At 71.6% G+C, this 24,972-nt stretch carries 23 protein-coding genes and 1 pseudogene; 16 read left to right on the top strand and 8 right to left on the bottom strand.

Annotated elements, in window-relative coordinates; genetic code table 11:
* Nucleotides 1-112: 112 nt before the first annotated feature.
* The 5 genes and pseudogenes from ACE4Q9_RS14425 to ACE4Q9_RS14405 all read right to left on the bottom strand — a co-directional run bounded on the left by ACE4Q9_RS14425 (nt 113) and on the right by ACE4Q9_RS14405 (nt 3,448).
* Nucleotides 113-1,333: a sodium-dependent transporter gene (locus ACE4Q9_RS14425; RefSeq protein WP_397984640.1), complete on the bottom strand. Its 1,221-nt coding sequence runs from the start codon at nt 1,331-1,333 to the stop codon at nt 113-115.
* Nucleotides 1,330-1,992 carry a response regulator transcription factor gene (locus ACE4Q9_RS14420; RefSeq protein WP_397984639.1) on the bottom strand — a complete coding sequence of 221 codons (663 nt, stop codon included), beginning with the start codon at nt 1,990-1,992 and terminating at the stop codon, nt 1,330-1,332. The genes ACE4Q9_RS14425 and ACE4Q9_RS14420 overlap by 4 nt, the downstream gene beginning before the upstream one ends.
* Before the next feature lie 197 nt (nt 1,993-2,189).
* On the bottom strand, nt 2,190-2,528 hold the full coding sequence (locus ACE4Q9_RS14415; protein ID WP_397987354.1) for a hypothetical protein: 339 nt from the start codon (nt 2,526-2,528) through the stop codon (nt 2,190-2,192).
* Nucleotides 2,529-2,540: 12 nt separating this feature from the next.
* Nucleotides 2,541-2,917: pseudogene (locus ACE4Q9_RS14410) on the bottom strand (polysaccharide deacetylase family protein); the annotation flags it as partial.
* A 93-nt stretch (nt 2,918-3,010) separates the two neighbouring features.
* Complete coding sequence (locus tag ACE4Q9_RS14405; RefSeq protein WP_046417215.1) at nt 3,011-3,448, bottom strand: hypothetical protein; 438 nt, start codon at nt 3,446-3,448, stop codon at nt 3,011-3,013.
* 1,187 nt (nt 3,449-4,635) lie between these two features.
* Between ACE4Q9_RS14405 and hemL the strand changes: the two genes are divergently transcribed.
* From hemL to ACE4Q9_RS14365, 8 genes are all read left to right on the top strand, one after another.
* The gene (gene hemL / locus ACE4Q9_RS14400) at nt 4,636-5,952 is read left to right on the top strand and encodes a glutamate-1-semialdehyde 2,1-aminomutase (protein WP_397987211.1); all 1,317 of its coding nucleotides are present in this window, start codon (nt 4,636-4,638) and stop codon (nt 5,950-5,952) included.
* Between the two features lie 53 nt (nt 5,953-6,005).
* Nucleotides 6,006-6,662 carry a histidine phosphatase family protein gene (locus tag ACE4Q9_RS14395; RefSeq protein WP_397987210.1) on the top strand — a complete coding sequence of 219 codons (657 nt, stop codon included), beginning with the start codon at nt 6,006-6,008 and terminating at the stop codon, nt 6,660-6,662.
* Between the two features lie 418 nt (nt 6,663-7,080).
* Nucleotides 7,081-8,331, top strand: coding sequence for a hypothetical protein (locus ACE4Q9_RS14390; protein WP_397984638.1), 1,251 nt, complete (start codon nt 7,081-7,083; stop codon nt 8,329-8,331).
* A gap of 117 nt (nt 8,332-8,448) precedes the next feature.
* Nucleotides 8,449-9,039, top strand: a complete 591-nt coding sequence (locus ACE4Q9_RS14385; protein WP_397984637.1) for a TlpA family protein disulfide reductase — start codon at nt 8,449-8,451, stop codon at nt 9,037-9,039.
* Between the two features lies 1 nt (nt 9,040).
* Nucleotides 9,041-9,802, top strand: coding sequence for a cytochrome c biogenesis CcdA family protein (locus ACE4Q9_RS14380; RefSeq protein WP_397984636.1), 762 nt, complete (start codon nt 9,041-9,043; stop codon nt 9,800-9,802).
* 3 nt (nt 9,803-9,805) lie between these two features.
* On the top strand, nt 9,806-11,518 hold the full coding sequence (locus tag ACE4Q9_RS14375) for a cytochrome c biogenesis protein ResB (RefSeq protein WP_397984635.1): 1,713 nt from the start codon (nt 9,806-9,808) through the stop codon (nt 11,516-11,518).
* The gene (gene ccsB / locus ACE4Q9_RS14370) at nt 11,515-12,612 is read left to right on the top strand and encodes a c-type cytochrome biogenesis protein CcsB (RefSeq protein WP_397984634.1); all 1,098 of its coding nucleotides are present in this window, start codon (nt 11,515-11,517) and stop codon (nt 12,610-12,612) included. Before ACE4Q9_RS14375 ends, ccsB begins: the two co-directional genes overlap by 4 nt.
* A 25-nt stretch (nt 12,613-12,637) precedes the next feature.
* Nucleotides 12,638-13,054 carry a hypothetical protein gene (locus tag ACE4Q9_RS14365; protein ID WP_397984633.1) on the top strand — a complete coding sequence of 139 codons (417 nt, stop codon included), beginning with the start codon at nt 12,638-12,640 and terminating at the stop codon, nt 13,052-13,054.
* Nucleotides 13,055-13,067: 13 nt separating this feature from the next.
* Here the strand turns inward: ACE4Q9_RS14365 and ACE4Q9_RS14360 are convergent, their stop codons facing one another.
* From ACE4Q9_RS14360 to ACE4Q9_RS14350, 3 genes are all read right to left on the bottom strand, one after another.
* Nucleotides 13,068-14,642: an ABC transporter substrate-binding protein gene (locus ACE4Q9_RS14360; RefSeq protein ID WP_397984632.1), complete on the bottom strand. Its 1,575-nt coding sequence runs from the start codon at nt 14,640-14,642 to the stop codon at nt 13,068-13,070.
* The gene (locus tag ACE4Q9_RS14355; protein ID WP_397984631.1) at nt 14,642-16,726 is read right to left on the bottom strand and encodes a hypothetical protein; all 2,085 of its coding nucleotides are present in this window, start codon (nt 16,724-16,726) and stop codon (nt 14,642-14,644) included. The genes ACE4Q9_RS14360 and ACE4Q9_RS14355 overlap by 1 nt, the downstream gene beginning before the upstream one ends.
* Nucleotides 16,727-16,831: 105 nt before the next feature.
* Nucleotides 16,832-18,238, bottom strand: coding sequence for a condensation domain-containing protein (locus ACE4Q9_RS14350; RefSeq protein ID WP_397984630.1), 1,407 nt, complete (start codon nt 18,236-18,238; stop codon nt 16,832-16,834).
* A 227-nt stretch (nt 18,239-18,465) separates the two neighbouring features.
* On the opposite strand from ACE4Q9_RS14350, the gene ACE4Q9_RS14345 reads away from it, so the two are divergent.
* The 8 genes from ACE4Q9_RS14345 (at nt 18,466) to ACE4Q9_RS14310 (ending at nt 24,969) form a co-directional block, all read left to right on the top strand.
* Nucleotides 18,466-19,917, top strand: a complete 1,452-nt coding sequence (locus ACE4Q9_RS14345) for a menaquinone biosynthesis decarboxylase (RefSeq protein WP_397984629.1) — start codon at nt 18,466-18,468, stop codon at nt 19,915-19,917.
* Nucleotides 19,914-20,816 carry a menaquinone biosynthesis prenyltransferase MqnP gene (gene mqnP, locus ACE4Q9_RS14340; protein ID WP_397984628.1) on the top strand — a complete coding sequence of 301 codons (903 nt, stop codon included), beginning with the start codon at nt 19,914-19,916 and terminating at the stop codon, nt 20,814-20,816. Before ACE4Q9_RS14345 ends, mqnP begins: the two co-directional genes overlap by 4 nt.
* Before the next feature lie 98 nt (nt 20,817-20,914).
* Nucleotides 20,915-21,562: a UbiX family flavin prenyltransferase gene (locus ACE4Q9_RS14335; protein WP_397984627.1), complete on the top strand. Its 648-nt coding sequence runs from the start codon at nt 20,915-20,917 to the stop codon at nt 21,560-21,562.
* Nucleotides 21,563-21,671: 109 nt separating this feature from the next.
* Nucleotides 21,672-22,127, top strand: coding sequence for an Lrp/AsnC family transcriptional regulator (locus ACE4Q9_RS14330; protein ID WP_397984626.1), 456 nt, complete (start codon nt 21,672-21,674; stop codon nt 22,125-22,127).
* 38 nt (nt 22,128-22,165) lie between these two features.
* Nucleotides 22,166-23,329 carry an aminofutalosine synthase MqnE gene (mqnE, locus tag ACE4Q9_RS14325; protein WP_397984625.1) on the top strand — a complete coding sequence of 388 codons (1,164 nt, stop codon included), beginning with the start codon at nt 22,166-22,168 and terminating at the stop codon, nt 23,327-23,329.
* Between the two features lie 57 nt (nt 23,330-23,386).
* Nucleotides 23,387-24,037 carry a UdgX family uracil-DNA binding protein gene (locus tag ACE4Q9_RS14320; RefSeq protein ID WP_397984624.1) on the top strand — a complete coding sequence of 217 codons (651 nt, stop codon included), beginning with the start codon at nt 23,387-23,389 and terminating at the stop codon, nt 24,035-24,037.
* Between the two features lie 16 nt (nt 24,038-24,053).
* Nucleotides 24,054-24,578: a GNAT family N-acetyltransferase gene (locus ACE4Q9_RS14315; RefSeq protein ID WP_397984623.1), complete on the top strand. Its 525-nt coding sequence runs from the start codon at nt 24,054-24,056 to the stop codon at nt 24,576-24,578.
* A gap of 91 nt (nt 24,579-24,669) precedes the next feature.
* On the top strand, nt 24,670-24,969 hold the full coding sequence (locus ACE4Q9_RS14310) for a DUF4229 domain-containing protein (protein WP_397984622.1): 300 nt from the start codon (nt 24,670-24,672) through the stop codon (nt 24,967-24,969).
* The last annotated feature ends 3 nt before the right edge of the window (nt 24,970-24,972 follow it).

Below are 24,972 nucleotides of genomic sequence, written 5' to 3'. Positions count from 1 at the left end.
TCGGACTCCGGCGTCCGGAACGCCTGACGCCTCTCCGCCACGCTAGGTCCGTGATCCGCCGGAACCGGTGGTACCGGGGACCGAACAGTGGCAGGGAGGTGGTACCGGGGTACTACGACCGGGCGGATGCCCCGCGGGGCGGCCGTGTCCCGCGCACCACGCGGCCGGCGGCCGTCTTCTGCAGCAGCCCGTAGGCGAGGACCGGCAGGAGCAGGTGCGGTTTGTCGGGAAGCGCGGTGGTGATCAGGACCGCGCTCGCGCTGCTGTTGTTCATGCCGCAGGCGAGCGTGAGGGAGGACGCCGCGGGGGCGTCCAGTCGCAGCAGCCGGCCGGCGCACCGGCCGGCCGCGAAGGACAGCAGGCAGACCACGATCGCCACGGCGAGCGCGGCAGCGAACAGGAGTGGGCGCGGTCGTGTGAGGAAGGAGCCGAGGGCGCCGCTGGCGTTGACGTAGGTCAGCAGGAGCGAGCCGTACAGGGCGACGGGCAGGACGACGCCGGACACCCGGCGCAGCCCCGGCGCGGGCAGTGCCAGGCGGCACAGGATGCCCGCCGCGCAGGGCACGACCACACCGAGGAGCGCGAATCCGCCGTGGGCGGTGTGCGCGGTCCGGGTGAGCCTGGTCGCGTAGCCGTCGCTGAGGAGCGGCACCAGGGCCCGGACGACCAGGGGGATGGTGAGGGGACTGAGCAAGGTGGAGGCGAGGACGAGTCCCACCATGGTCGGCTGGTCGCCGTCGCCCTTGCCGGTCCACACGGTGGCCCCGGCGGCCACGGGCATCGCCACGATCAGGATCATCGCGGTCACCAGGCCGCTGCCGCCGTCGGTGTCGGGGGTCAGGCGCAGCAGGAACGCGACGGCCGGGACGGCCAGCAGCGGCATCGTCAGGTGCAGGGCGAGACCCGCCATCAGGGCGGCCGGGCGGCGCAGCAGGCCGCCCAGCGCGTGCACCGGGACCTGGAGCCCGGCCGCGAACAGCACCAGGGAGAGCAGAAGGGGCGCGGTGGACACGGGCGGGTGCAGGGCGTGGCCGAGGGGGAGCGGGTGGGGCCGGCGCAGCCACAGTCCCGGACCCGGCACGAACAGCGCGGCGGCGTAGGACAGGACGGCCGCGCGGCCGAGCCGGCGTCGCAGCCAGGCGGTGGCCCGGTCAGCGGGTGGCCGGTCGGCGGGCGCGGGGGCAGGGGCGTCGGTGGCCAAGGCGTCCTTGGCGTTGAACACCACGGTCAGGACCGTGATCAGCAGGGCGGCGGTGGTCAGCGCCACGAGGGAGAGCCGGCCGCGCAGGGTGCGCGGGGCAAGGCGGCCAAGGACACGCGGGGCGCGGTTCATGACAGGCGGTGTCCGATCCCCCGTGCCGTACCGATCGTGAGGCTGCTGCCCGTCTCCCGCAGCTTGCGCCGCAGCCGGCTCAGGTACTGGTCCAGGGTGTTGTCGCTGACGTGCGCGCCCTCGGGCCAGCCGGCCCGCACGAGATCGCGGCGGCGCACGAGGGTGCCGTCGGCGGCGACGAGCGTGGCCAGGAGCCGGAGCTCGGTGGGCGAGAGGGTGGCGCGGGTGCCGTGCGCGGTCATGCTGTGGTCCACCGCGTCCAGGAGGAGGTCACCGGTCGAGGCGCCCGCCGTCGTGGCGGTCCGTCTGATGGCGGCTCTCATCCTGGCGACCAGCTCGGCCAGGTGGAAGGGCTTGGGCAGGTAGTCGTCGCCTCCCGCGGAGAAGCCCGCCAGGCGGTCGGTGAGCTGGTGCCGGGCGGTCAGGAAGATCACGGGGGCGGTGAAGCCGTTGGCACGCATCGCCTGGCACACGTCGCGTCCGTCCGCGTCGGGCAGGCCGACGTCCAGGACGGCCGCCGCGATGCCGCCGGTGGCCAGCCGCAGGGCGGTGGCGCCGTCGGCGGCCAGGACCGGCTCGAACTCCTCGTCGGACAGTCCCCGGCGCTGCGCGTCCCGTAGGGCGTGGTCGTCCTCGACGACCAGGATCTTGGGGCGCATGATCCTCCGTCGGCCTTCCGGCCGGGTCGTACCTGCGGTGAACGGTTGCGGGCGGCAGTGCCTCTCACCAGCCGGTGCGGCTGCGCCCCGCGGCCCCGGCGCCCGGCCGCCGGACGACTGGCCGGTCACGGAGGCTTTCACCGGGGACGGCTGGGAGGGGATGCCTGGCGGTGAGTGACTACAGAAATGTAGACGGTCTACGGCACTGTAGACGAACGGCGGCCGGGAAGCGCTCCCGAGCATCGGGCGCCGGGCAGCGGCCATCCGTGGCCGCACAGCCGGCCCACCTCGAAGCCCCGCTCCGCACAGGGGTCGAGGATGCGGGGGAGGGCGCCGAGGGCCGAGTGCCAGGCGCCCGGTGCGGAGGTGCGGCCGGAGTCGTGCAGCGGGATGGTCCCGCCGCCGTCGAGGTCGCGGACGACGGTGCGACGCACGGACTCCGCCGTGGCCCGTGCCGTCCAGTCCTCCCCCCAGCACGTCCGCAGCACCGGTGTGAGACCGAGGCGCCGGGCGGCGAGGGGGGCGGCGGTCGACATGACGCCGTAGGGCGGCCGGAACAGGGTGGGCCGGAGTCCGGTGATCGCGGCGACGGTGTCACGGGCGCGGGCGAGATCGTCGTAGGCCGCGAGCGGGCCGCGCAGGAGCAGGGGGCGGTGCGGCCAGCCGTGGACGCCGATCTCGTGGCCGGCGGCGGCGATCTCGCGGACCAGACCGGGCGACCGGCGCGCCTGCTCGCCGAGAAGAAGAACGTGGCCCGTGTCCGGCGCTCGGCGAGCAGCCGCAGGAAGCGCGGGGTGGCGGCGGGGTCGGGCCCGTCGTCGAAGGTCAGGGCGATGCGGTCCGGCCGGCCCCGGCCCGCGAGCCGGTACAGGGCGCGGTTGCGCAGCGGATCCGAAGCCCTCAGCCGCCGCCCGGCCTCACCCACCCGCCGCCCCCGGCCCCGGAGCGTCCCCGCGCACCGGGACGAGGGGTGCGAGGGCGGGGCCCGGAAGCCCCGCCCTCCTCGCCGAATTCCGGCTCAGGGCCACACCAGGCAATACGCCTGATGACCCGCCTCATGCAGCCGGTGGCTGAAGTCCTGCCATTCGTGCAGGAGTCGGTACACGTTGAACGCGTCCCGCGGGCCGCCCCTGTCCGGCACGGTGGACCAGATGAAGGCCGCGGCGCCGACGGCTTCCTCGCCGATGCCGCGCAAAGGGTCGACCACGGTCATCGGGAGTTTGACGACCGCGTAGTCGGGGTGCAGGACGACCAGTTCGAGGGGTGGGACCTTGTGCAGGGGGATGCCCTCGATGCCGGTCAGGACCATCGCGGCCATCGTCTCCGGCTTGATCTTGGTGAACATGCCGTTCATGCCCAGCTCGTCGCCGCCGAGTTCCTCGGGGCGCATCGAGATGGGGACGCGGGCCGCGGTCGCGCCGTCCGGTGCGCCGAAGTACTTGTACGTCACCCCCACCCGGCCACCACTCCCGCTCCCCGTCCCGAGGGCGCCGACGCGATCGGCGCGGGGGGCACGCCGACGGCCGCCGGAGCGGCCGGACTGCCGCTCCGCCGGAGGGTCCGGGGGGAGGTCCGAGGAGAGCTCGCGGGGGAAGTCCGCGTGGACCGGGGGAGGCGTCGCAGGAGGCGTCGACGGGGCATCCCGGACGAACTCCGACCTGCTCGCGGGAGGAGCCGGGGGCACGTCTCGCGGAAGGCCCGCGGCAGGGGTCGGGGGCGCGTCTCGGGGTAGGTCCGCGGGACGGGCCTGGGGCAGGTCTCGGGGCAGGTCCGCAGGAGCGTCCGGGGTGCGTGCGGGGCCGGACGGCCGCTCCCCCCGAAGCCGCCCCCAGAGGTTCCCCCGGAAGTCCCCACGGGCCTCTCCGTGAACGTCCCCACGGGCCTCCCCGCGAAAGTCTCCACGAGCCTCTCCGCGGACGTCCCCACGCAGGTCGCCCCGGACATCGCCATGAGCGTCCCCGCGCACATCTCCCCGCAGGTCTCTCGGAGCCTCCCGCGGAAAGTCCGCCGGCCGTTCACCCCGAGCGTCCTTCGGGAAGTCCACCGGCCGCTCCACCCGAGCGTCCTTCGCGGGCTCCGCCGCGCCCCGGGGGAACTCCGTCGGGCGTTCTCCGCGGGCCTCCCGCGGGAAGTCCTTCGCTCTGTCGGCGGTTCGCTCGGCCTGCTGGTCGTGCAGGCGGTCGCTTTGCCGGTCGTACCGTTCGGGCTCACCCGGTGCACCCTGTGTTCTACGTGCTTCGGTCGTGTCCTCCGCTTCGCGCCGGTGCCTTCCCCGCCGGGCACGTCGAGGACCGAGGTCATCGGTCCCCTCGCCCAGTCCGCCACCGCGATGCATATCTCCACCCGACTGCTTTTCTAGGACGCGTGGCCCCCGCCGCGCAACCCGATCATCGTGTCAGTGACCTCCCCCACGGCCGCCCGCCGAAACGTGCGGTGGAACAACAGTCCACGGGGATCCGCCCGGTCCCTGATCCTTCCGTGCCCAGGAGCTGTGTGTGTCAGGTCTCAGTCTCGCAGATGGCGGACCGCGGCGGCGCGGAACCGCGGGCGGGCCGCCGTCGTTCCGGGCGGGCGGCCTACCCTGAGGAGGTCACCCCGCAACCGGAGTCCGAGAAGCCGGAGAAGCCGCACGTCATGAGTGCACTGAGCGAAACGCCCTATCCCTACGAAGCGCCTGTCTCCCAGGCGCTTTTCGACCGTGCCTCCCTGGTCACGCCGGGGGGCGTGAACTCCCCGGTGCGCGCCTTCGGCGCCGTCGGCGGCACACCCCGTTTCATGGTGTCCGGCAACGGTCCCTACCTCACCGACGCCGACGGACGGGAGTACGTCGACCTGGTGTGCTCCTGGGGTCCGATGATCCTCGGGCACTCGCACCCCGAGGTCATCGCCGCCGTCCAGGACGCCGTCGCCCGCGGTACGAGCTTCGGCACGCCCGGCGAGGGCGAGGTCGCGCTCGCCGAGGAGATCGTCGCCCGGATCGAGCCCGTGGAGCAGGTCCGGCTGGTCAGCAGCGGGACCGAGGCGACCATGAGCGCCATCCGGCTGGCCCGCGGGTTCACCGGGCGGACCAAGGTGATCAAGTTCGCCGGCTGCTACCACGGCCATGTGGACGCCCTGCTGGCCGCCGCCGGCTCCGGCGTCGCCACCTTCGCGCTGCCCGACACGCCTGGCGTCACCGGTGCCCAGGCGAGTGACACGATCGTGCTGCCGTACAACGACCTCGAAGCCGTGCAGGAGGCGTTCCACCGCCACCCCGGCGAAATCGCCTGTGTGATCACCGAGGCCTCGCCCGGCAACATGGGCGTCGTGCCGCCGGACCCCGGTTTCAACCAGGGGCTCAGGGACGCCTGCCACAAGAACGGCGCCCTCTACATCTCCGACGAGGTCATGACCGGCTTCCGTACCAGCCGCGCCGGCTGGTACGGCGTCGACGGGGTCAAGCCCGATCTGATGACCTTCGGTAAGGTGATGGGCGGCGGCTTCCCCGCCGCCGCGTTCGGGGGACGCGCGGACGTGATGGCGTACCTCGCGCCCGCCGGGCCCGTGTACCAGGCCGGCACCCTCTCCGGGAACCCCGTCGCCACCGCCGCGGGCGTCGCCCAGCTGCGGCTGCTCGACGAGGCGGCGTACGACACCGTGAACGCGGTCTCCGCGCAGCTCCGGTCGCTGGTCACCGAGGCGCTGAGCAAGGAGGGCGTGGCGCACCGGCTGCAGAACGCGTCCAACATGTTCTCGGTGTTCTTCACCGACCGGCAGGTGCGCGACTACGAGGACGCCAAGCGGCAGGAGTCGTTCCGCTTCACCGCGTTCTTCCACTCGATGCTGTCGGACGGTGTCTACCTGCCGCCGTCGTCCTTCGAGTCCTGGTTCGTGTCCACGGCCCACGACGAGCGGGCCCTCGAGAAGATCGCCGACGCCCTTCCGGCGGCGGCCCGTGCGGCTGCGGAGGCCACCGCGTGACCATCGGGAACAGTGTGAGCGGCAGCGCCAAGGACGTCACGGTCGTCCATCTCATGCGGCACGGGGAGGTGGAGAACCCCGAGGGTGTGCTGTACGGGCGGCTGCCCGGCTACCACCTCTCCGAGCTGGGCCGGAAGATGGCCGACCGGGTCGCGGAGCACCTCGCCCCCCGCGACATCACCTATGTCTGCGCCTCCCCGCTGGAGCGGGCGCAGGAGACCGCCGCCCCGATCGCCAAGGCGCACGGTCTCGACCTTGACACGGACGAGCGGCTCATCGAGGCCGAGAACGTCTTCCAGGGCAAGACCTTCGGCGTCGGCGACGGCGCGCTCCAGCGGCCGGGGAACTGGAAGCACCTGGTCAACCCGTTCCGGCCGTCCTGGGGCGAGCCGTACGTGGACCAGGTCGTGCGGATGATGGGTGCGCTCAACGCGGCCAAGGACCGGGCGCGCGGGCACGAGGCGGTGCTGGTCAGCCATCAGCTGCCGGTGTGGATCGTCCGGTCGTACGTGGAGCGGCGGCGGCTGTGGCACGACCCGCGCAAGCGGCAGTGCACCCTCGCGTCGCTGACGAGCTTCACCTACCTGGGCGACAAGATCGTGTCCGTCGGCTACAGCGAGCCGGCCATCGATCTCGTCCCCGCGCATCTGCGGGCCGGCGCCCAGCCGCAGAAGGGCGGCGGCACCCAGGGAAAGGCCTTCGGCGCCTGACCACCCCACCGGCCTCCGGCCCCCCGGCGGGCCTGCCGGGCCTGTTGGTCCCCTGGGTGCGCCCCCGGCGCACCGGCCCTCCGGTACGGCTTGCCGGGCTTCCGGTCTGTCGGCCTTCTGGCGGGTCTGCCGGGCTTCCGGTCTGTCGGCCTTCTGGCGGGCTTGCCGGGCCCCCGGCCTACCGGTCCACCGGTGCGCCGGCCCGCCTGACCGGTCCCGGCCCACGGTGCGCCCCCGGCCCCCCGGTACACCCCCGCCCCCCGCTCCGACCCCCCGTCACCTGACGGCCCGTCAAAAGTCGCTTAGCCCACTTTTGCCGGGGCTATTACGAAAAACATACTAATTAACGGAACCTCCCCGATCGTCACGCCCTCTGTCTGAGTGACCACCAGCACGCGCGACGAATCGGGGATCTTTCATGCGTACCGTCACCCGGAACCTCTCCCGCCGGGGGATGCTCGGCCTCGGCGCGGGCGCGGCCGCCGCCGCCACCCTGGCCGGCTGCGGAAGCCTCAAATCCTCGGACGGCGACGGGCGCGCGGGCGGTTCCCGTCAGGCGCAGGGCGGTCAGGACCGGCCGGCCAAGCTGATCGGCGACGGCTCCACCTCCTTCACCGGCAAGCAGCCGGGCCACTCCGCGAAGCCCGAGCCGCTGGAGCCGGGCCAGACCCCGCCGCAGTTCGTGGTGTTCTCCTGGGACGGCGCCGGCGAGGTCGGCAACGGCCTCTTCCCGCGCTTCCTGGACCTCGCCAAGGAGCACGGCGCGCACATGACCTTCTTCCTCTCGGGCCTCTACCTGCTGCCCGAGTCGAAGAAGCGGATGTACGAGCCCCCGAACAACCCGCGCGGCGCCTCCGCCATCGGCTACCTCACCGACGAGCACATCAAGGCCACCCTCACCAACGTCCACCGGGCGTGGCTGGAGGGTCACGAGATAGGCACCCACTTCAACGGGCACTTCTGCGGCGAGACGCACGGCTCGGTGAAGTGGTGGACGCCACAGCAGTGGAAGAGCGAGATCGAGCAGGCGAAGTCCTTCGTCAAGGAGTGGAAGACCAACACCGGCTGGCACGACCTGCCCGCGCTCCCCTTCGACTACGACAAGGAGCTGGCCGGCGGCCGCACCCCCTGCCTGCTGGGCCAGGACAACCTGCTGCCCACCGCCCGCGAGCTGGGCTGGCGCTACGACGCCTCCTCGCCGGGCGGCCGCCAGGTGTGGCCGGTGAAGCGGCAGGGGATCTGGGACTACCCGCTCCAGGCCGTGCCGTTCCCCGGCCACAGCTTCGAGGTGCTGTCCATGGACTACAACATGCTCGCCAACCAGTCCGTGAACTCCACCAAGGCGCCCGCCTACAACTACCCGGGCTGGCGCAAGCAGTCCGCGGCGGCGTACATCGCCGGCTTCCAGCGGGCGTACGAGACCAACCGGGCGCCGTTCTTCATCGGCAACCACTTCGAGCAGTGGAACGGCGGCATCTACATGGACTCCGTCGAGGAGGCCTTCAAGCACATCGCGGCCCAGCGGGACAAGGGTGCCGACGTGCGGCTGGTCTCCTTCAAGGAGTTCACGGACTGGATCGACGTCCAGAAGCCCGAGGTGCTCGCCAAGCTGCGCACGCTGGACGTCGGGCACCAGCCCACGGGTGGCTGGAAGACGTTCATGGCCTGAGCCGCCACCCGCCGTCAGCTGTCCGGAATGTCCCGTGTAAATAGCTCCTGAAATGCGGTTTTCCGCCCCGCAGGGGGGTGCGCGAGAACGCGGGGGGCGACATGCGAAACTTTTCACATGAGTACCCGTAGCCGCGTCGTCCTGCTCAGCGCTGTGGCCGTCACCGCGGCCCTGTCCCTTACCGCGTGCGGTAAGGGAGGCGTCTCGGGCGGCGGCGGCAACACCAACTTCGTCACCGGCAACAACGGCATCTCCACCGTGCCGGTGAGCAAGCGCACCGCGGCCCCGGACCTGTCCGGGCCGACCATCGACGGCAAGACGGCGGACGTGGCCGATTTCAAGGGCAAGGTCGTCGTCGTCAACTTCTGGGGCTCCTGGTGCGGCCCCTGCCGCGAAGAGGCCGAGTACTTCGCCAAGGTGTCCAAGGCGTACCAGGGCAAGGGCGTGCAGTTCGTCGGGGTCAACACCCGCGACAGCAGCACGACGTCCGCGGTCAACTTCGAGAAGGCGCACGGGATCACGTACCCGAACCTGTACGACCCCACGGGCAAGCTCATGCTGCGCTTCAAGAAGGGCACGCTGAACCCCCAGCTGATCCCCTCCACGCTCGTCATCGACCGGCACGGAAGGGTCGCCGCGCGGGCCCTGGAGGCGCTGGACGACACCTCCCTGCTGAAGATGCTCAAGCCGGTCCTCGCGGAGAAGTGACGTGGGTACGACCGTGACGCTGGCCGCGAACCAGACGGTGCTCCACGGAGCGCTGCTGGTCGCCCTCCCCGTCGCCCTGCTCGGCGGGCTCGTCTCCTTCTTCTCGCCGTGCGTCCTGCCGCTGGTGCCGGGCTACCTCTCCTACGTCACCGGGGTCGTCGGCACCGACCTGGCCGACGCCCGGCGCGGGCGGATGGTGGCCGGTGCCTCCCTGTTCGTGCTCGGCTTCAGCGCCGTGTTCGTCTCCGGCGGGGCGCTGTTCGGCCAGTTCGGCTGGACCCTCCAGGAGCACAAGGACACGCTCTCCAAGGTGCTCGGCGTCTTCATGATCCTCATGGGTGTGTTCTTCATGGGCCTGATGCCCTGGTTCACCCAGCGGGAGTTCCGCTTCCACCGGCGGCCCTCGACCGGGCTGCTCGGCGCGCCGATAGTGGGCGCGCTGTTCGGGATCGGCTGGACGCCCTGCATCGGCCCGACCCTCGCCTCGGTGAACATGCTGGCGATGTCGGAGTCGAGCGCGGTGCGCGGCGCCGTCCTGATGGCCGCCTACTGCCTGGGCCTCGGCGTGCCCTTCGTCCTGGCGGCCGTGGCCTTCCGCAAGGCGCTCGGCGCCTTCGGCTGGGTCAAACGCCACTATGTGTGGGTGATGCGCATCGGCGGCACGATGATGATCGTGACCGGTGTGCTGCTGCTGACCGGCGCCTGGGACAGCCTGGTCCAGCAGATGCAGACCTGGTCCACCGGCTTCACTGTGGGGATCTGATCGATGAGCAAGACCGAACCCGACCAGGGCCAGGACCAGGAGGAGCTCGGCGCCGCCGGGTCCCAGCTGTCCACGGCCCCCCGCGAGGAGTCGCTGTCCGCCGTGCCCGCCATGGGCGTGGTCGGCTGGATCCGCTGGTTCTGGCGGCAGCTGACCTCCATGCGGGTCGCGCTGCTGCTGCTGCTGATGCTGTCGCTGGCCGCCATCCCCGGCTCGCTGATCCCGCAGTCCGGCGCCGACATCAACAAGGTCGCCGACTTCCAGAAGGCGCACAAGACGCTCTCGCCGGTCTACGACAAGCTCGGCCTCTTCCACGTCTACAGCTCGGTGTGGTTCTCCGCGATCTACATCCTGCTGTTCATCTCCCTCATCGGCTGCATCGTGCCGCGCGCCTGGCAGTTCATCGGGCAGCTGCGCGGCCGGCCGCCGGGCGCGCCCAAGCGGCTGACCCGGCTGCCCGCGTACACGACGTGGCGTACCACGGCGGAGCCCGAGGAGGTCCGCGAGGCCGCGCTCAGGCTGCTGAAGCGGCGCCGCTTCCGCGCCCACGCCGAGGGTGACGCGGTCGCCGCCGAGAAGGGCTATCTGCGTGAACTGGGCAACCTGGTCTTCCACATCGCCCTGATCGTGCTCCTGGTCTCCTTCGCCTGGGGTCAGATGTACAAGTCGGACGGCACCAAGCTGATGGTGGAGGGCGACGGCTTCTCCAACGCGCTGCCGATGTACGACGACATGAAGTCGGGCAGCCTCTTCCAGAGCGACGACCTGGTGCCGTTCAGCTTCGACCTGAAGAAGTTCACCGGCACCTACGAGACCAGCGGCCCCAACCGCGGCACGCCCCGCACCTTCCAGGCGGAGATCGACTACAGCGTCGGCGCGTACGGCAAGCGCAAGGCGACCACGATCAAGGTCAACGAGCCGCTGCACATCGGCGACTCCAAGGTCTACCTCGTCAGCCACGGCTACGCCCCGGTCGTCACGGTGCGCGACGGCAAGGGCGACGTGGTCTACCACGACGCGGTGCCGCTGCTGCCGCTGGACGGCAACGTCACCTCCAACGGCGTCGTCAAGGTGATGGACGGCTACAAGAACCCGCAGGGCAAGAGCGAGCAGCTCGGCTTCCAGGCGTTCTTCGTGCCGACCTTCGACCCGAAGTCCGGCACGATGATGTCGCAGTTCCCGGCGCTGCTGAACCCGCTGCTCGCGGTCAACGCCTACCACGGCGACCTGGGCGTGGACGCGGGCATCCCGCAGAGCGTCTACCAGCTCGACACGAGCCACATGAAGGCGTTCAAGGACGGCAAGGGCCAGCTGCTGAAGAAGCTGCTCAAGCCCGGCGACACCATGCAGCTGCCGAACGGCGCCGGCTCCATCACGTTCGACAAGGACGTGAAGCAGTGGGCCGGTTTCGAGATCGTCCAGGAACCGGGCAGCGTCTGGGCCCTGACCGGCGCGCTCGCCGCGATCTTCGGTTTGGCCGCGTCCCTGTTCATCCAGCGCCGCCGCGTGTGGGTGCGGGCGGTGCGCGGTGCCGACGGGGTGACCGTGGTCGAGATGGCCGGGCTCGGCCGCAGCGAGTCCGCCAAGCTGCCGGAGGAGCTGGGCGACCTCGCCGGGATCCTCTACGACCAGGCGCCGGGGGCTCCCGACCCGGACGACGCCCCCGCAACCTCCCCCGACCCTCACGTCGTACCTGCCGAAGGGGCTGAGAAGTGACTCTCGCCGCCGCAACAGAGCTGGCCACAGCGACCAACGAGCATCTCGCGAGCATGAGCAACACGCTCATCTACTCCGCGATGACCGTGTACGTGCTGGCCTTCTTCGCCTACATCGCCGAGTGGATCTTCGGCAGCCGCAGCAAGGTGGCCCGTACGGCCAACGCGCTCACCGCCGAGGGCAAGCAGCGGTCCGGCCCGGCCGTCACCGTCAAGCAGGCCGGCGGCACCGCCGTACTGGAGCGCCCGCAGGTCGTCGTGCGCGCGGCGGCCGGTACCCGGGACGTGCCGGACGGACCCGGTGCGCACGGCGGGGACGTCCAGGGCGACATGTACGGCCGGATCGCGGTCTCGCTGACCGTGCTGGCCTTCCTGGTGCAGCTCGCCGGTGTGGTCGCCCGCGCGGCCTCGGTGCGGCGGGCGCCCTGGGGCAACATGTACGAGTTCAGCATCACGTTCACCACGGTGGCCGTGGGCCTGTACCTGGTGCTGCTGGCGCTGAAGAAGAACGTGCGCTGGCTGGGCCTGTTCCTGACCACCACGGTGCTGCTGCTCCTCGGCCTCGCCGTGACCGTGCTCTACACGGCCAGCGACCAGCTGGTCCCGGCCCTGCACTCGTACTGGCTGTACATCCACGTCTCCACCGCGATCTTCTGCGGCGCGGTGTTCTACGTCGGCGCGGTCGCCACCATCCTGTACCTGTTCAAGGACTCGTACGAGAACAAGCTGGAGGCCGGGATCAAGCCGGGCTCCTTCGCCACCTCGGTGCTGGAGCGGCTGCCCGCCTCGGCCTCCCTGGACAAGTTCGCCTACCGGATCAACGCGGCCGTCTTCCCGCTGTGGACGTTCACGATCATCGCGGGCGCGATCTGGGCGGGCGACGCCTGGGGCCGCTACTGGAACTGGGACCCGAAGGAGACCTGGTCCTTCATCACCTGGGTCGCCTACGCCTGCTACCTGCACGCCCGCGCCACGGCCGGCTGGAAGGGCCGCAAGGCCGCCTACCTGGCGATGATCGCGTTCGCCTGCTGGCTGTTCAACTTCTACGGCGTGAACATCTTCGTCACCGGCAAGCACTCCTACGCGGGCGTGTGAGCGAAGGCTCGCCCACACTGGAGTCATGAGCGGTTCCATCGCACAGGGCACCAGTCAGACCCACGGGAACACGCACATACTCCACTTCCTGGTGCGGCTCCCGAGGGCCATGGAAGACGTCTGGGCGGCGGTGGCCACCCCCGAGGGGCTCGGGGCGTGGTGCACCGCCGTCGGCGTACTCGAACCCCGTCTCGACGGCACGGTCTCCCTGCGGGGCCTGGGCTCGGGCCGGGTCACCGCCTGGGACGTGGACCGGGTCGCCGAGTACACCCTGGACGAGGGCGGCGGCGGGCGGCTGCGGTTCCACCTGGAGCGGGACGGCACGGCGGAGTGCGTGCTGCGCTTCACCCACGAGTTCCAGGGCGAGGGCCCCTCGGACACGGACTGGCGCCATAGATTCGAACAACTGATCGTCGCATTGGGTACGGCGTCCCGGACGTAGCCGGAGCCGGCCCTCACGCGGGCGGCAGGCAGTCCTTGCCCGGCGGCTTACCCTCCGGCCAGGCCAGCTGCACGAACTGCGAGTCGCCCTCCGGGGTCAGGCGCACGATCGGCACGGCTTTGTCGTACGGGTTGCCGTGCTCGTCCAGGCAGATCCAGCCGCTCGCCCCGGCCACCTTCAGCGAGCCCCTGACCTGCGGCCACTGGAGGCCGACGTCCGACAGTGCCGGGATGCTGCGGCCCTCCGGCACGGCCTCGCGGATGCCGTGCACCGCGAGCTGCACCGCGTCGTAGCCGATGATCAGCTGGCCGTCGTCCAGCGCGACCGGGCCGATCGGGCCGGCCGGCTTGTGCGCGGCGGTCTTCAGCAGCCCCTGGAGCTTCTGGTAGTCGGCCGTGGAGCCGCCCGTCTTCGGCGGGTTCTTCAGCCAGGCGTCCGGGTGGGCGAGGGAGGTGAACAGCACGGTGAGGTTGTGCCGCAGGGCGTCCCGGTTCAGCTCCTTCTCGTAGGTGAGGTAGGAGGCCTCGTCGCCGGTGAGGACCTGGAAGGAGCGGTCCATGCAGCCGCGGTCGCCCAGCGCGTTGACGAACTGCCGCAGCTGGGTGTGCCGGCCCGCGAACAGGATCGTGTGGGTGTCCCGCGGGGTGTCGCACACGATGTTGGTGATCTGCCGGAAGGTGTTCGCGGTGGTGCCCTCCTGGCTGCGGTCGGCGGGCGGAGTGAACGGCTGCTCCAGGACGGGCTGGTACGGCGAGCCGTTCATCAGCGTGGCGAACGACTGCTTGAGCGAGTTCGTGTACGGGTCGCCCGGCTTGTCGTAGACCAGCATGGCCTTGTCCTCGTTCGCCCGGCTCGCCCTGGCCTTGGTGTACGAGGCGAGCGCGCGGGCCTCGTCGGTGTTGGTCGGCGCGACCCGCGCGAGGCCGGGGTAGGGGTCCTGCTTCCTGCCGCGCTGCCCGTTGGCCAGCTCGTCGGCGGTGATGGAGGAGCCGATCACCGGGATGCCGAGCTTGGTCAGCGCCGCCACGGCCGCCTGGTTGGGGTCGGTGCTCTGCCCTATGCCGGCCACCGCCCGCAGCCAGTCCGCGCTCCGGGTCATCCCCTCCAGCTGGTCCACCGTCGGCCGCCAGCTGTCCGCGCCGGTGCCCGAGTTGGCGAGCAGCAGCCGGATCTGCGGGGACTGCCCGTTGGAGTCGTGGTTGGCCGAGTACTGCGCGAGATAGGCGCCCTGGAGCTGGTGCTCGATGTCGTTCAGATTGGTCACCGAGGTGGAGGTGAACGGCAGCATCAGCGCCACCGTCACGTACCCGCCGCTTCTCAGGCTCTCGTTCTCCCGGCCGATCGCCTCCACCACCTGGTGGAACCGGGGCTGCCCGAAGTCGTACACCCCGGTCGCCACGCCCACGCACTCGTCGCTGCCCGCCGGGCGGGACACCCCCGGCGCGCACCGCCGGTCGTCGTGCATCAGGGTGCGCACCCCGAAGATCCCGCCCGCCACCAGGACCGCCGCCAGCAGCAGGGAGAGATACCGGCGCAGCGGGATCTCCCACACATGCTCTCTGACCCAGGTCCCCATGCCCCCCGCCATCAGGCCTCCCCGCGACCGTCGTCCTCAGGATCGTCCGGGCCCTGGATCGGGCGCCCGGCCAGCGCGGCGGCCGGCCAGTCCCGAGAGGCCCGCCACAGCAGCGCGCCCGCGGCGGGGCGCAGATTGGACAGCTGTTCCAGCTCGAAGCGGAGCCGGTCGCACACCTTCGGGTCCGGCAGCACCAGCGGATCGGTCAGCTCCCACAGCGCGTGCAGCAACCGCCGCACCCGCAGGTGCAGTACGGCGTCCACGCCCTCGGGCAGCGGATACCCGGCGTCCGTCACCCCGAGCGCGACCGCGGCCCGCCGGTCGCCGCGACCGCCGGAGTCGTGGCCCTCGGCGTCGTGCGCGTGGAAGTAGGGCGCGGCCGCGAGGAAGCGCAGGGTGCGCAGCCACCCCCGGATGTCGGCGCCCGCGAAGTCGTCCCGCAGCCGCGCCACCGCCGATTCGGCGTCCCCGAGGGCGAGTTCGTGGTAGAGCCGGTACGGCGCCTGCTCCGGCTCCGCGTAGTGCTCGATCAGCGTCTCGTGGGCCCGCCGCCACGAGGCGTGGTCCGCGTCGCGCAGATGCAGCCTCAGCAGCAGCAGCGTCCGCACGAACGGGTCCCCGACGAACTGGCCCGGTGCGACGGGCAGTCCCTCCTCGGCGAGCAGTGTCTGAAGGGCCCGTACATCGGCGGCCCCGAAGGTGTCCGGCAGCAGCGCCGCGGCCAGCGCGCACGCCGAGCCGTGGTCGTGGGCGGCGGCCAGCACGGTCAGCTCCTCCAGGTAGGGGGCCGGCACCAGCCGGTCCAGCAGTGCCTGGTGGACGGGAGAGCCCGGCCGGTCCTCGGCGGGCCGGAACTCCGCGGTGAGCAGTCCGCCCAGCGAGGTCACCTCGGGCAGGTGCTGCGCGGCGGCCTCGGCGAGCAGCACCACGCCCAGCGGGTTGCCGCCGGTCAACCGGTGGGCAGCGGCCGGGAGATGGGCGGGCACGGCGCTGTCCGAGCAGAGCGCGCCGACGATGTGCAGGGTGTCGTCCGCGCTCAGCGGCGGCAGCGCGACCAGCAGCGCCCGCGAGGAGGGGGACGCGTCCGGCGTCCAGTCGGTGCGCCGGGCGACCTCCGCGAGCTGCCTGCGCCGGGCGCCCGGCAGCTCCGCGCGGCCCTCGCCGCGCCGGGCGGCCACGAACACCACCCGGTCGCCGGTGCCCTCGGCGCGGTCGCGCAGCACGGCCGCGGTCAGCTCCGGGCCCGGCGTCGTCTGGGCGTTGTCGAGCAGCACCAGGGGGCGGCCCAGGCGCTGCATCTTCGCCATGAACCCGGTGTACGCCTCGCCGAGGTCGGCCAGCAGCGCCCGCACCAGGTACCGCTCCGCGTGCTCGCGCGAGCCGTCGCCGTCCCGGAAGTGCTGGGACAGCAGGATCAGCCCGCGCTGCGCGTTGCCGCCCGCGTTCGGGTACGAGCGGTACCACTCGGACGCCTTCTGGTGCCGGTGTCCGGTGAACCCCTCGGCGACGGACTCCAGGGTGGCCTCGATGGCGCCCGAGACCAGCGGGCCCGCGCCGGTGGCGGCGGCGACCACCTTCGCCGCGACCTTGCCCGCCCACTTGCCCGCGAACGCACCGAATTTGGCGCCCCGTTCGTTCAGCAGCAGGATCCGCTCGACCTCCCGGCGGATGCGCTCCGAGTCGGCGTCGCCCCAGCCGCCCGCGGCCACCGCGACCAGGCCCGACATCAGGCGCGGAAAGGTGATCCGCCCGGCGCCGGTCACCGGCTCGGCCAGCTGCTCGGCCAGCACCAGCAGCGCCTGGGCCGTCGGCGACCAGGACTCGGCCGGCCGGCCACCGGGCGGCTCGGCGAACTGGCGCGCCGCGCAGTCGATCAGCGCGACCGGCGTATGCCCCTGGTAGGCGTCCCGCAGCGCGCCGAGGACCGCGCTCTTTCCCAGCCCCCGGGCGCCGGTGAGCACCACGAAAGGGGGCCCGTCCGGGTGTTCCGGCGGATGGGCGCGGTGGTGCCCGGGAACCAGCCCCACCAGGCGCGGCGCCAGGCCGGCCGGATCCGCGTCGAAGAGTGCCCCCCGCCCGTGCAACCGTGTGTGCACCACATCTCCCCCCTCAACAGCAGTGTAGAAAGGGGTAGTTGCTCGGTGCCAGGGCCAGTGGTGCCCGTTTGGGTAACGATGTGTGCGCACGGCACCGCGCTGCGCTCACGACACCGCGGACAGCCGGCCGTGGCCCGCCGAGGCGATGTGGTCCCGCAGCCGCTCCACGTAGAGCCGCATGTTCTTCGCGGCGACGTCGGTGTCCGGGTAGCGGCTGGCCAGCCACAGCCCCTCGTGCTGCCGGTTCACCCAGACGCACACCTGGTCGCCGTACGACACCCGCAGCAGCGCGTGCGCCCGCATGTCCGTCCAGCGGTCGGCGCCCGGCACCGTGCGGGTGTCGACGTAGGAGACGATCGAGTACAGGTCGGGCGAGGTGGGCCGGAAGTCCGTGCCGAGCAACGCGAGGACCCGTGCCAGCGGCATCCGGGCCAGCTTGCGGGCCGCGCCCAGCTCCGCCCGTACGGCCCGCAGGACGTCCGGGAAGCCGCGGGTGCCGGTGAGCGGCACCTCGATGGGTGCGCCGCCCACGTACCAGCCCACCGAGTCGGTCCAGCGCGAGCGCACACGGGTGTGGAACGGTACGACCGTCCGGTACACCGACTGCCCGCCCAGCTCCTGCACGCTGAGCGCGGTCGCCGCGAGCACGCCGACCAGGCTTCCGCCGTAGGGCCGGCAGTACGCCTCGAACGCGGCCGCCGTCTCCGCGTCCGCGAGCGGTTCGCACAGCATCGCCTGCCGGGGGAGCGGATCGCCGGGGGCGAGTCCGAGGTCCACCGGGAAGGCGGGCAGGGTGCCGCCGCCGCGCCGGATGAACTCCCGCCAGCGCGCCACGATGTCGTGCCCGCCGTCCAGCCGGTCCGCGTCGGCCCGCTCGATCTCGCAGAAGTCCACGTAACTGGCCGCGGGCGCGGGGCAGTCGGCCGGCCGCCCTTCCAAGATCGCGGTGTACAGCTCGTGCACCTCGGCGGCGATCCGGGTCAGCGAGTAGGCGTCCACATTGCTGTGGTCGAAGGCCATGTAGACGCTGGTGGAGTCCTCGCGGACGACGGCGGTGTAGATGAGGTTCGGCCAGCGCAGGGCATCGGCGACGGCGTCGAACCGGTCCTGGAGACGGGCGACGAGCCGGTCCGCGTCGGTGAACTCCCCGGCGTCCTCCCGGTGCAGGGACACGTCGGCGGGATCGAGGGTGAACCGGCGCAGTTCGTCCCCGGCCCAGCGGAAGCCGCTGCGCAGCGTCTCGTGCCGCAGCGTCCAGGAGCGCAGGGCCTCCTGGAGCGCGTCGAGGTCGGCCCGGCCCGGCAGGTCGAAGGCGGTGCCGAGCCAGGTCGGCACGAACAGCCCGTCGTCCCGTACGCACTTGGCGGTCCGGATGTGCGACTCCTGGATGTAGGCCGGCGGCCGGGAGTCCTCCGGCAGCCGGGTCGCCGCCGCCACGGTGGCCGGGCTCAGCGTCCACTCGACGAGCCGTCCCGGCCGTACCCCGCAGCGCTGGATGTCAGTGATTCGCACGCGTCTCCCATCGAAGAAGGGGCCCTGCTGAATAGGGCCCCCCTCCAAGGCAATGCCGTGGGAGGCGGCGGAGACATGCCCGTCGGTTCCATTTCAACGGAACGGGTGGCAGGCCGAACGGGGAAGTGATTAACGGACAGTGACCACGGGGGTACGGGCGGACCCGCTCCCCCCAGGGCCGGGCCCGGTGACGGGGGCCGGGGGGTGGGTGGCCGATACTGGGGGGCATGGCTTATGACGATCTTCGCTCCCTGCTCCGGGCCCTGGAGCGCGAGGGAGACCTCAAGCGCATCAAGGCCGAGGTCGACCCCTACCTGGAAATCGGGGAGATCGTCGACCGGGTGCAGAAGTCCGGCGGCCCGGCGCTGCTGTTCGAGAACGTCAAGGGTTCGGCGATGCCGCTGGCCATGAACGTCTTCGGCACCGACCGCCGCCTCCTCAAGGCGCTGGGCCTGAAGTCGTACGACGAGATCTCCGAGAAGATCGGCGGGCTGCTGCGCCCCGAGCTGCCGCACGGCTTCGTCGGCGTGCGCGAGGCGTTCGGCAAGCTGGGGGCGATGGCGCACGTGCCGCCGCGCAAGATCAAGGAAGCGCCCGTGCAGGAGGTCGTGCTGCACGGCGACGACGTCGACCTCGACCGGCTCCCCGCGCTGTTCACCTGGCCCGAGGACGGCGGCTCCTTCTTCAACCTGGGCCTGACCCACACCAAGGACCCCGCAAGCGGTGTCCGCAACCTCGGCCTGTACCGCCTCCAGCGCCACGACAAGCGCACCATCGGCATGCACTGGCAGATCCACAAGGACAGCCGCAACCACTACCAGGTGGCCGCGCGCCGGGGCGAGCGGCTGCCCGTGGCCATCGCCTTCGGCTGCCCCCCGGCCGTCACCTACGCCTCCACCGCGCCGCTGCCCGGCGACATCGACGAGTACCTGTTCGCCGGGTTCATCGCGGGCAAGCGGATCGAGATGGTCGACTGCAAGACCGTCCCGCTCCAGGTCCCGGCCAGCGCCGAGGTGGTCCTGGAGGGCTGGCTGGAGCCGGGCGAGATGCTGCCCGAGGGCCCCTTCGGCGACCACACCGGCTTCTACACGCCCCAGGAGCCGTTCCCCGCGCTGAAGATCGACTGCGTGACGATGCGCAAGCGCCCGCTGCTCCAGTCGATCGTGGTGGGCCGGCCCCCCACGGAGGACGGCCCGCTCGGCCGCGCCACGGAACGCTTCTTCCTCCCCCTGCTGAAGATCATCATCCCGGACATCGTGGACTACCACCTGCCCGAGGCCGGCGGCTTTCACAACTGCGCGATCGTCTCGATCGACAAGAAGTACCCGAAGCACGCGCAGAAGGTCATGCACGCCGTCTGGGGGGCGCACATGATGTCCCTCACCAAGCTGATCGTGGTCGTGGACGCCGACTGCGACGTCCACGATCTGCACGAGGTCGCCTGGCGCGCCCTCGGCAACACCGACTACGCCCGTGACCTCACGGTCGTGGAAGGCCCCGTCGACCACCTCGACCACGCCTCCTACCAGCAGTTCTGGGGCGGCAAGGCCGGGATCGACGCCACCCGGAAATGGCCGGAGGAGGGCTACACGCGCGACGGCGGGTGGCCGGAGATGGTCCTGTCGGACCCGGATACGGCGGCCCTGGTCGACCGCCGCTGGAAGGAATACGGACTGTGAGTACCGCTGCCCCGACGATCCCGCGGCCGGGCCGCACCCGCGCCTTCCTGCGCCTGGTGATGATCGAGCACTCGGTCTTCGCGCTCCCCTTCGCCTACATCGCCGCCCTGACGGCGATGTACGAGCTGGACGGGAACATCCACTGGGTCCGGCTGCTCCTGGTCACCGTCTGCATGGTCGGCCTGCGCACCTTCGCGATGGCGGTGAACCGGATCATCGACCGGGAGATCGACGCCCGCAATCCGCGCACCGCCCACCGCGAGCTGGTGACCGGCGCGATGTCGGTACGGCACGCCTGGACCGGCGCGCTGGTCGCGCTGGTGGTCTTCCTGGGCGCCGCGGCGCTCCTGAACCCGCTCTGCCTGGCCCTCGCGCCCATCGCGGTGATCCCGATGGTGGTCTACCCCTACGGGAAGCGGTTCACGAACTTCCCGCAGGCCATCCTGGGGATCGCCCAGGCCATGGGCCCCATCGGCGGCTGGCTGGCGATCTCCGGCAGCTGGTCCTGGGACGCGGTGATCCTGGGCCTCGCCGTCGGCGTCTGGATCGGCGGCTTCGACCTGATCTACGCCTGCCAGGACGTGGAGACCGACCGCGCCATCGGCGTGAAGTCGGTCCCGGCCCGCTTCGGCATCCCGGCCGCCATCTGGGGCGCCCGCGCCTGCCATACGGTCACCACCGCGCTGTTCGTCTGGTACGCCCTCGCCACCCACGCGGGCGTCTTCTTCTGGTTCGGCCTGGTGATCGTGGCCGGCGCGTTCCTGTACGAGCACTGGATCGTGCGCCCGCACGACCTGTCCCGGCTCAACCGGGCCTTCTTCAGCGTCAACGGTTTCATCGGGATCGCCCTTTTCGTGTGTGCCCTGCTGGACCTGCTGGTGCGGGGCCTGAGCGTCTGAACCGGGCGCCCACGCCCCCGGCTTGCCCCCCCACCCGGCCCGGTCCCGGCTGGGCGCGCCGGTACGCTCAAGGTGTGAACGCAGGAGAAACGCGGCGCGTGCCTTGGATCGTGGGGGTGTCCGGTGCTTCCGGGACGCCGTATGCGGCTGCCGTGCTGCGGGCCTTGCTGGCGGCGGGGGAGGCCGTGGACCTGGTGGTCAGCCGGGCCTCCCGGCTGACGCTGCTGGACGAGACGGGGATCTCGTTCCGGGACGCCCACTGGCAGGACGACCTGCGGGAATGGCTGGCCCGTGGCGCCGACGGCAAGCCGGGGACCTTCGACGCGGACGTCAGCGGGGTGCGGTACTGGAGCGCGGGCGACCTCGCGGCGGGCCCGTCCTCGGGGTCGTACCCGGCGAAGGGCATGCTCATCGTGCCCGCCTCCACGGCCTGTGTGGCGGGGGTCGCGCTGGGGCTGTCCAAGGATCTGCTCCAGCGCACGGCGAGCGTCACCCTGAAGGAACGCCGGACGCTCGTCGTCGCCGTACGGGAGACCCCGCTGAACGGCCAGACCCTGCGGCACCTCGTCGCCCTGGACGACGCCGGCGCCTCGGTCGTCCCCGCCTCGCCCGCCTTCTACGCGGGTGCCACGCACATCCAGGACCTGGTGGACTTCGTCGCCGGGCGGGTGCTGGACGCGGCGGGCGTCGAGCACGGGCTGTACCGGCGCTGGCGGGGTGAACTGGGCGGCGGCAGCGGGCAGTGAGCGGCACCCGGCACCACTCGGCAGCGGCGGCACCCGGCATCGGCACCACCCAGCAGTAGCGCTCTACCCCTCATCACTCGAGAACTCTTCAGCGGAAGGCTTCGATCGCATGGACGCGGTGGACAGGCAGCTCATCCAGGCCCTGAGGGAGAACGGCCGGGCCTCCTACGCGGAGCTGGGGCGCCTCGTCGGACTGTCGGGACCCAGCGTCACCGACCGCATCAACCGGCTGGAGGCGGCCGGTGTGATCACCGGCTACCGCGCCACGGTCGACGCGGCCTCCCTGGGCCTCGGCGTCACCGCCCTGATCGGCATCTCGCTCTCCGACGCGGCCGACCACGAGGACGTGGCGCAGCGGCTGCGGGACCTCAAGGAGATCGAGGACTGCTGGTTCATCGCCGGCGACGACTCCTTCATGCTCAAGGCGCGCGCGACCGACGTGGACGGCCTGGAGCGGATCATCCGCCGGCTCAGCGGGACCAAGGGCGTCTCGCGCACCCGTACCACCATCGTGCTGTCCACGAAGTGGGAGAACCGGGTCGGGGAGCTGCCCGAAGAGGTCTAGGGATACCGTAGGCCGAGCTGTCGTAGAAAGGTGTTGGCATGGACGTCGGGCTCAAGCGCGCGCTGGAGGAGAAGGTCCGCTCCGGTGAGCGGCTGACCCGCGAGGACGGCATCGCGCTGTACGAGTCGGACGACCTCGCCTGGCTCGGCGGTCTGGCGCACGAGGTGCGGACGCGCAAGAACGGCGACGTCGTGCACTTCAACGTCAACCGGCACCTGAACATGACGAACGTGTGCACGGCCTCCTGCGCGTACTGCTCCTTCCAGCGCAAGCCGGGGGAGAAGGACGCGTACACGATGCGGATCGAGGAGGCCGTGAAGCTCGCGAAGGCGATGGAGTCGGAGAACCTCACCGAGCTGCACATCGTCAACGGGCTGCACCCGAACCTGCCGTGGCGCTACTATCCCCGGTCGCTGCGCGAGCTGAAGGCGGCCCTGCCGAACGTCTCGCTCAAGGCGTTCACGGCGACGGAGATCCACCACTTCGAGACGATCTCCGGTCTCTCGGCCTCCGAGATCCTGGACGAGCTGATCGACGCGGGGCTGGAGTCGCTGACCGGCGGCGGCGCGGAGATCTTCGACTGGGAGGTCCGCCAGCACATCGTGGACCACCGGACCCACTGGGAGGACTGGTCCCGGATCCACCGGCTGGCGCACGAGAAGGGTCTGAAGACCCCGGCCACGATGCTGTACGGCCACATCGAGGAGCCCCGCCACCGGGTGGACCACGTCCTGCGCCTGCGCGAGCTCCAGGACGAGACGGGCGGCTTCCAGGTCTTCATCCCGCTGCGCTACCAGCACGACTTCGTGGACATGAAGGACGGCAAGGTCCGCAACCGGCTCCAGGCGCGGACGACGATGGCGACGGGCGCGGAGGCGCTGAAGACCTTCGCGGTCTCCCGGCTGCTGTTCGACAACGTCCCGCACGTGAAGGTCTTCTGGGTCATGCACGGCGTCCAGACCGCGCAGCTCGCCCTCCAGCACGGCGCGGACGACATGGACGGCTCGGTGGTGGAGTACAAGATCACCCACGACGCGGACAACTACGGCACCCCGAACAAGCTGACCCGCGAGGACCTCCTGGACCTCATCCGCGACGCCGGCTTCCGCCCCGTGGAACGCAACACGCGCTACGAGATCATCCGCGAGTACGCCCCCGCGGACCCGGCCCGCCGGGACTCCCCCCAGCCGATGCGCCTCTGACCATCCCGACCGGAGCCTCTCCGTTCGCCGCCCCCGCCCCCTGGGTACCCGGCGGTCATGGCCCCCGATCCCGCCCCCGAGGACGCCTACACCGCCGCCCCCTTCGTGCCGGCCCGTGGGGGGCTCGGGGTGTTGCGGGAGGCGGCGGCCGGGTGCCGGGGGTGTCCGTTGCACGGGCCTGCCACGCAGACGGTGTTCGGGGAGGGGGACGAGGGCGCGCGGGTGATGCTCGTCGGGGAGCAGCCCGGTGATCAGGAGGACCGGCAGGGGAGGCCCTTCGTGGGGCCGGCCGGGCATCTGCTGCACAAGGCGCTGGAGGAGGCCGGCCTGGACCCGGCGCAGGCGTACGTCACCAACGCGGTCAAGCACTTCAAGTTCGCCCAGACCGAGCCCGGCAAGCGGCGGATCCACCGCGCCCCCAGCCTGCGCGAGATGACCGCCTGCGCCCCCTGGCTGGCGCGGGAACTGGCCCTTGTCCAACCCGAGTTGATCATCATCCTCGGCGCCACCGCGGGCAAGGCGCTCCTCGGATCCGCCTTCCGGGTCGGCCAGGTCCGCGGCACCGTCATCGAGCGGGACATCCACGGCCGTCCCGAGCGCCTGCTCCCCACCGTCCACCCGTCGTCCGTGCTGCGCGCCGACGACCGCGATGCCGCCTATCAGGGCTTTCTCGCCGATCTGAAAACCGCTGCCCGCACCCTGGGGTAATGATTACACTGCCTCAGTGTCCCTTACCTTCACCCTGGAACCGCCCTTCACCCCCGCCCTCCGCGACGGCCTCCTCGACCTCTGGACGGACGTGACGAACGCGGGCGGCGCGGTCGGATTCGTCGCTCCCGTCGACCGGGAGGAGATACGGCCCGAGCTGGTGCGTCACCTCGTCCACATGGCCGAGGGCCGCACCCGGCTCCTCGTCGGCCGGGACGAGCGCGGCACGCCCCTCGCCGCCGCGTTCCTCACCGGGAACCCGCAGCACCTGGCCGCCCACTGGCTCTCGCTGTACTCCGTCATGGTCCACCCCCGCCACCAGGGCAAGGGGTACGGCCGCGACCTGCTGGCCGCCGCCGAGGACGCGGCCCGCGCGACCGATGGCATCGAGGCGATCCGCCTGTCCTGCCGGGGCGGCCACGGGCTGGAACGGTTCTACGGCTCCTGCGGCTACAAGGAGGTCGGCCGCGTCCCCGGCGCCGTCCGCGTCGCCCCCGGCGACGACCGCGACGAGATCTTCATGCTGCTGCCGCTCGGGTGACCGTCCGGCCCGCCGACCCCGCTGCATGATCGCCCGCGCGGCGTGCTTCACTGGACGATGACCCCTTTTGGAATCGGACGAGTGGATTGAGATGCTCCGCTACACGCTGATGCGCCTCGGTATCTTCGCGGGCTGCCTCTTGGTCGTCTGGGGAGCCGTCTACTCCGGCATCTTCCCGCGCGGCTTCGGCAACTCCAACGGCCTGTGGATCGCTCTGCTCGCCCTGGTCATCTCGGCGCCGATCAGCTGGGTGGCGCTGCGCAAGGAGCGGGACCGGGCCTCGATGAAGGTCGTCGGCCGGGTCGACCGCATGAAGGCGAACCTGGAGGCGAACCGCAGCCAGGAGGACATCGCCGACGACGCCGCGCGGGCCCAGAGCCAGCCGTCGTAGCCA

Origin of the sequence: Streptomyces sp. AM6-12 (assembly GCF_044327085.1) — a bacterium.
Lineage (GTDB): Bacteria > Actinomycetota > Actinomycetes > Streptomycetales > Streptomycetaceae > Streptomyces.
This window is presented reverse-complemented; position numbering and strand designations above follow the sequence as displayed.

Coding starts and splice junctions, on each gene's coding strand:
- ACE4Q9_RS14425 (WP_397984640.1), bottom strand. CDS start 1,333: ATGAACCGCGCCCCGCGTGTCCTTGGCCGCCTTGCCCCGCGCACCCTG.
- ACE4Q9_RS14420 (WP_397984639.1), bottom strand. CDS start 1,992: ATGCGCCCCAAGATCCTGGTCGTCGAGGACGACCACGCCCTACGGGAC.
- ACE4Q9_RS14415 (WP_397987354.1), bottom strand. CDS start 2,528: ATGTCGACCGCCGCCCCCCTCGCCGCCCGGCGCCTCGGTCTCACACCG.
- ACE4Q9_RS14395 (WP_397987210.1), top strand. CDS start 6,006: ATGCGGCACGGGGAGGTGGAGAACCCCGAGGGTGTGCTGTACGGGCGG.
- ACE4Q9_RS14390 (WP_397984638.1), top strand. CDS start 7,081: ATGCGTACCGTCACCCGGAACCTCTCCCGCCGGGGGATGCTCGGCCTC.
- ACE4Q9_RS14385 (WP_397984637.1), top strand. CDS start 8,449: ATGAGTACCCGTAGCCGCGTCGTCCTGCTCAGCGCTGTGGCCGTCACC.
- ACE4Q9_RS14375 (WP_397984635.1), top strand. CDS start 9,806: ATGAGCAAGACCGAACCCGACCAGGGCCAGGACCAGGAGGAGCTCGGC.
- ACE4Q9_RS14365 (WP_397984633.1), top strand. CDS start 12,638: ATGAGCGGTTCCATCGCACAGGGCACCAGTCAGACCCACGGGAACACG.
- ACE4Q9_RS14360 (WP_397984632.1), bottom strand. CDS start 14,642: ATGGCGGGGGGCATGGGGACCTGGGTCAGAGAGCATGTGTGGGAGATC.
- ACE4Q9_RS14345 (WP_397984629.1), top strand. CDS start 18,466: ATGGCTTATGACGATCTTCGCTCCCTGCTCCGGGCCCTGGAGCGCGAG.
- ACE4Q9_RS14330 (WP_397984626.1), top strand. CDS start 21,672: ATGGACGCGGTGGACAGGCAGCTCATCCAGGCCCTGAGGGAGAACGGC.
- mqnE (WP_397984625.1), top strand. CDS start 22,166: ATGGACGTCGGGCTCAAGCGCGCGCTGGAGGAGAAGGTCCGCTCCGGT.
- ACE4Q9_RS14320 (WP_397984624.1), top strand. CDS start 23,387: ATGGCCCCCGATCCCGCCCCCGAGGACGCCTACACCGCCGCCCCCTTC.
- ACE4Q9_RS14310 (WP_397984622.1), top strand. CDS start 24,670: ATGCTCCGCTACACGCTGATGCGCCTCGGTATCTTCGCGGGCTGCCTC.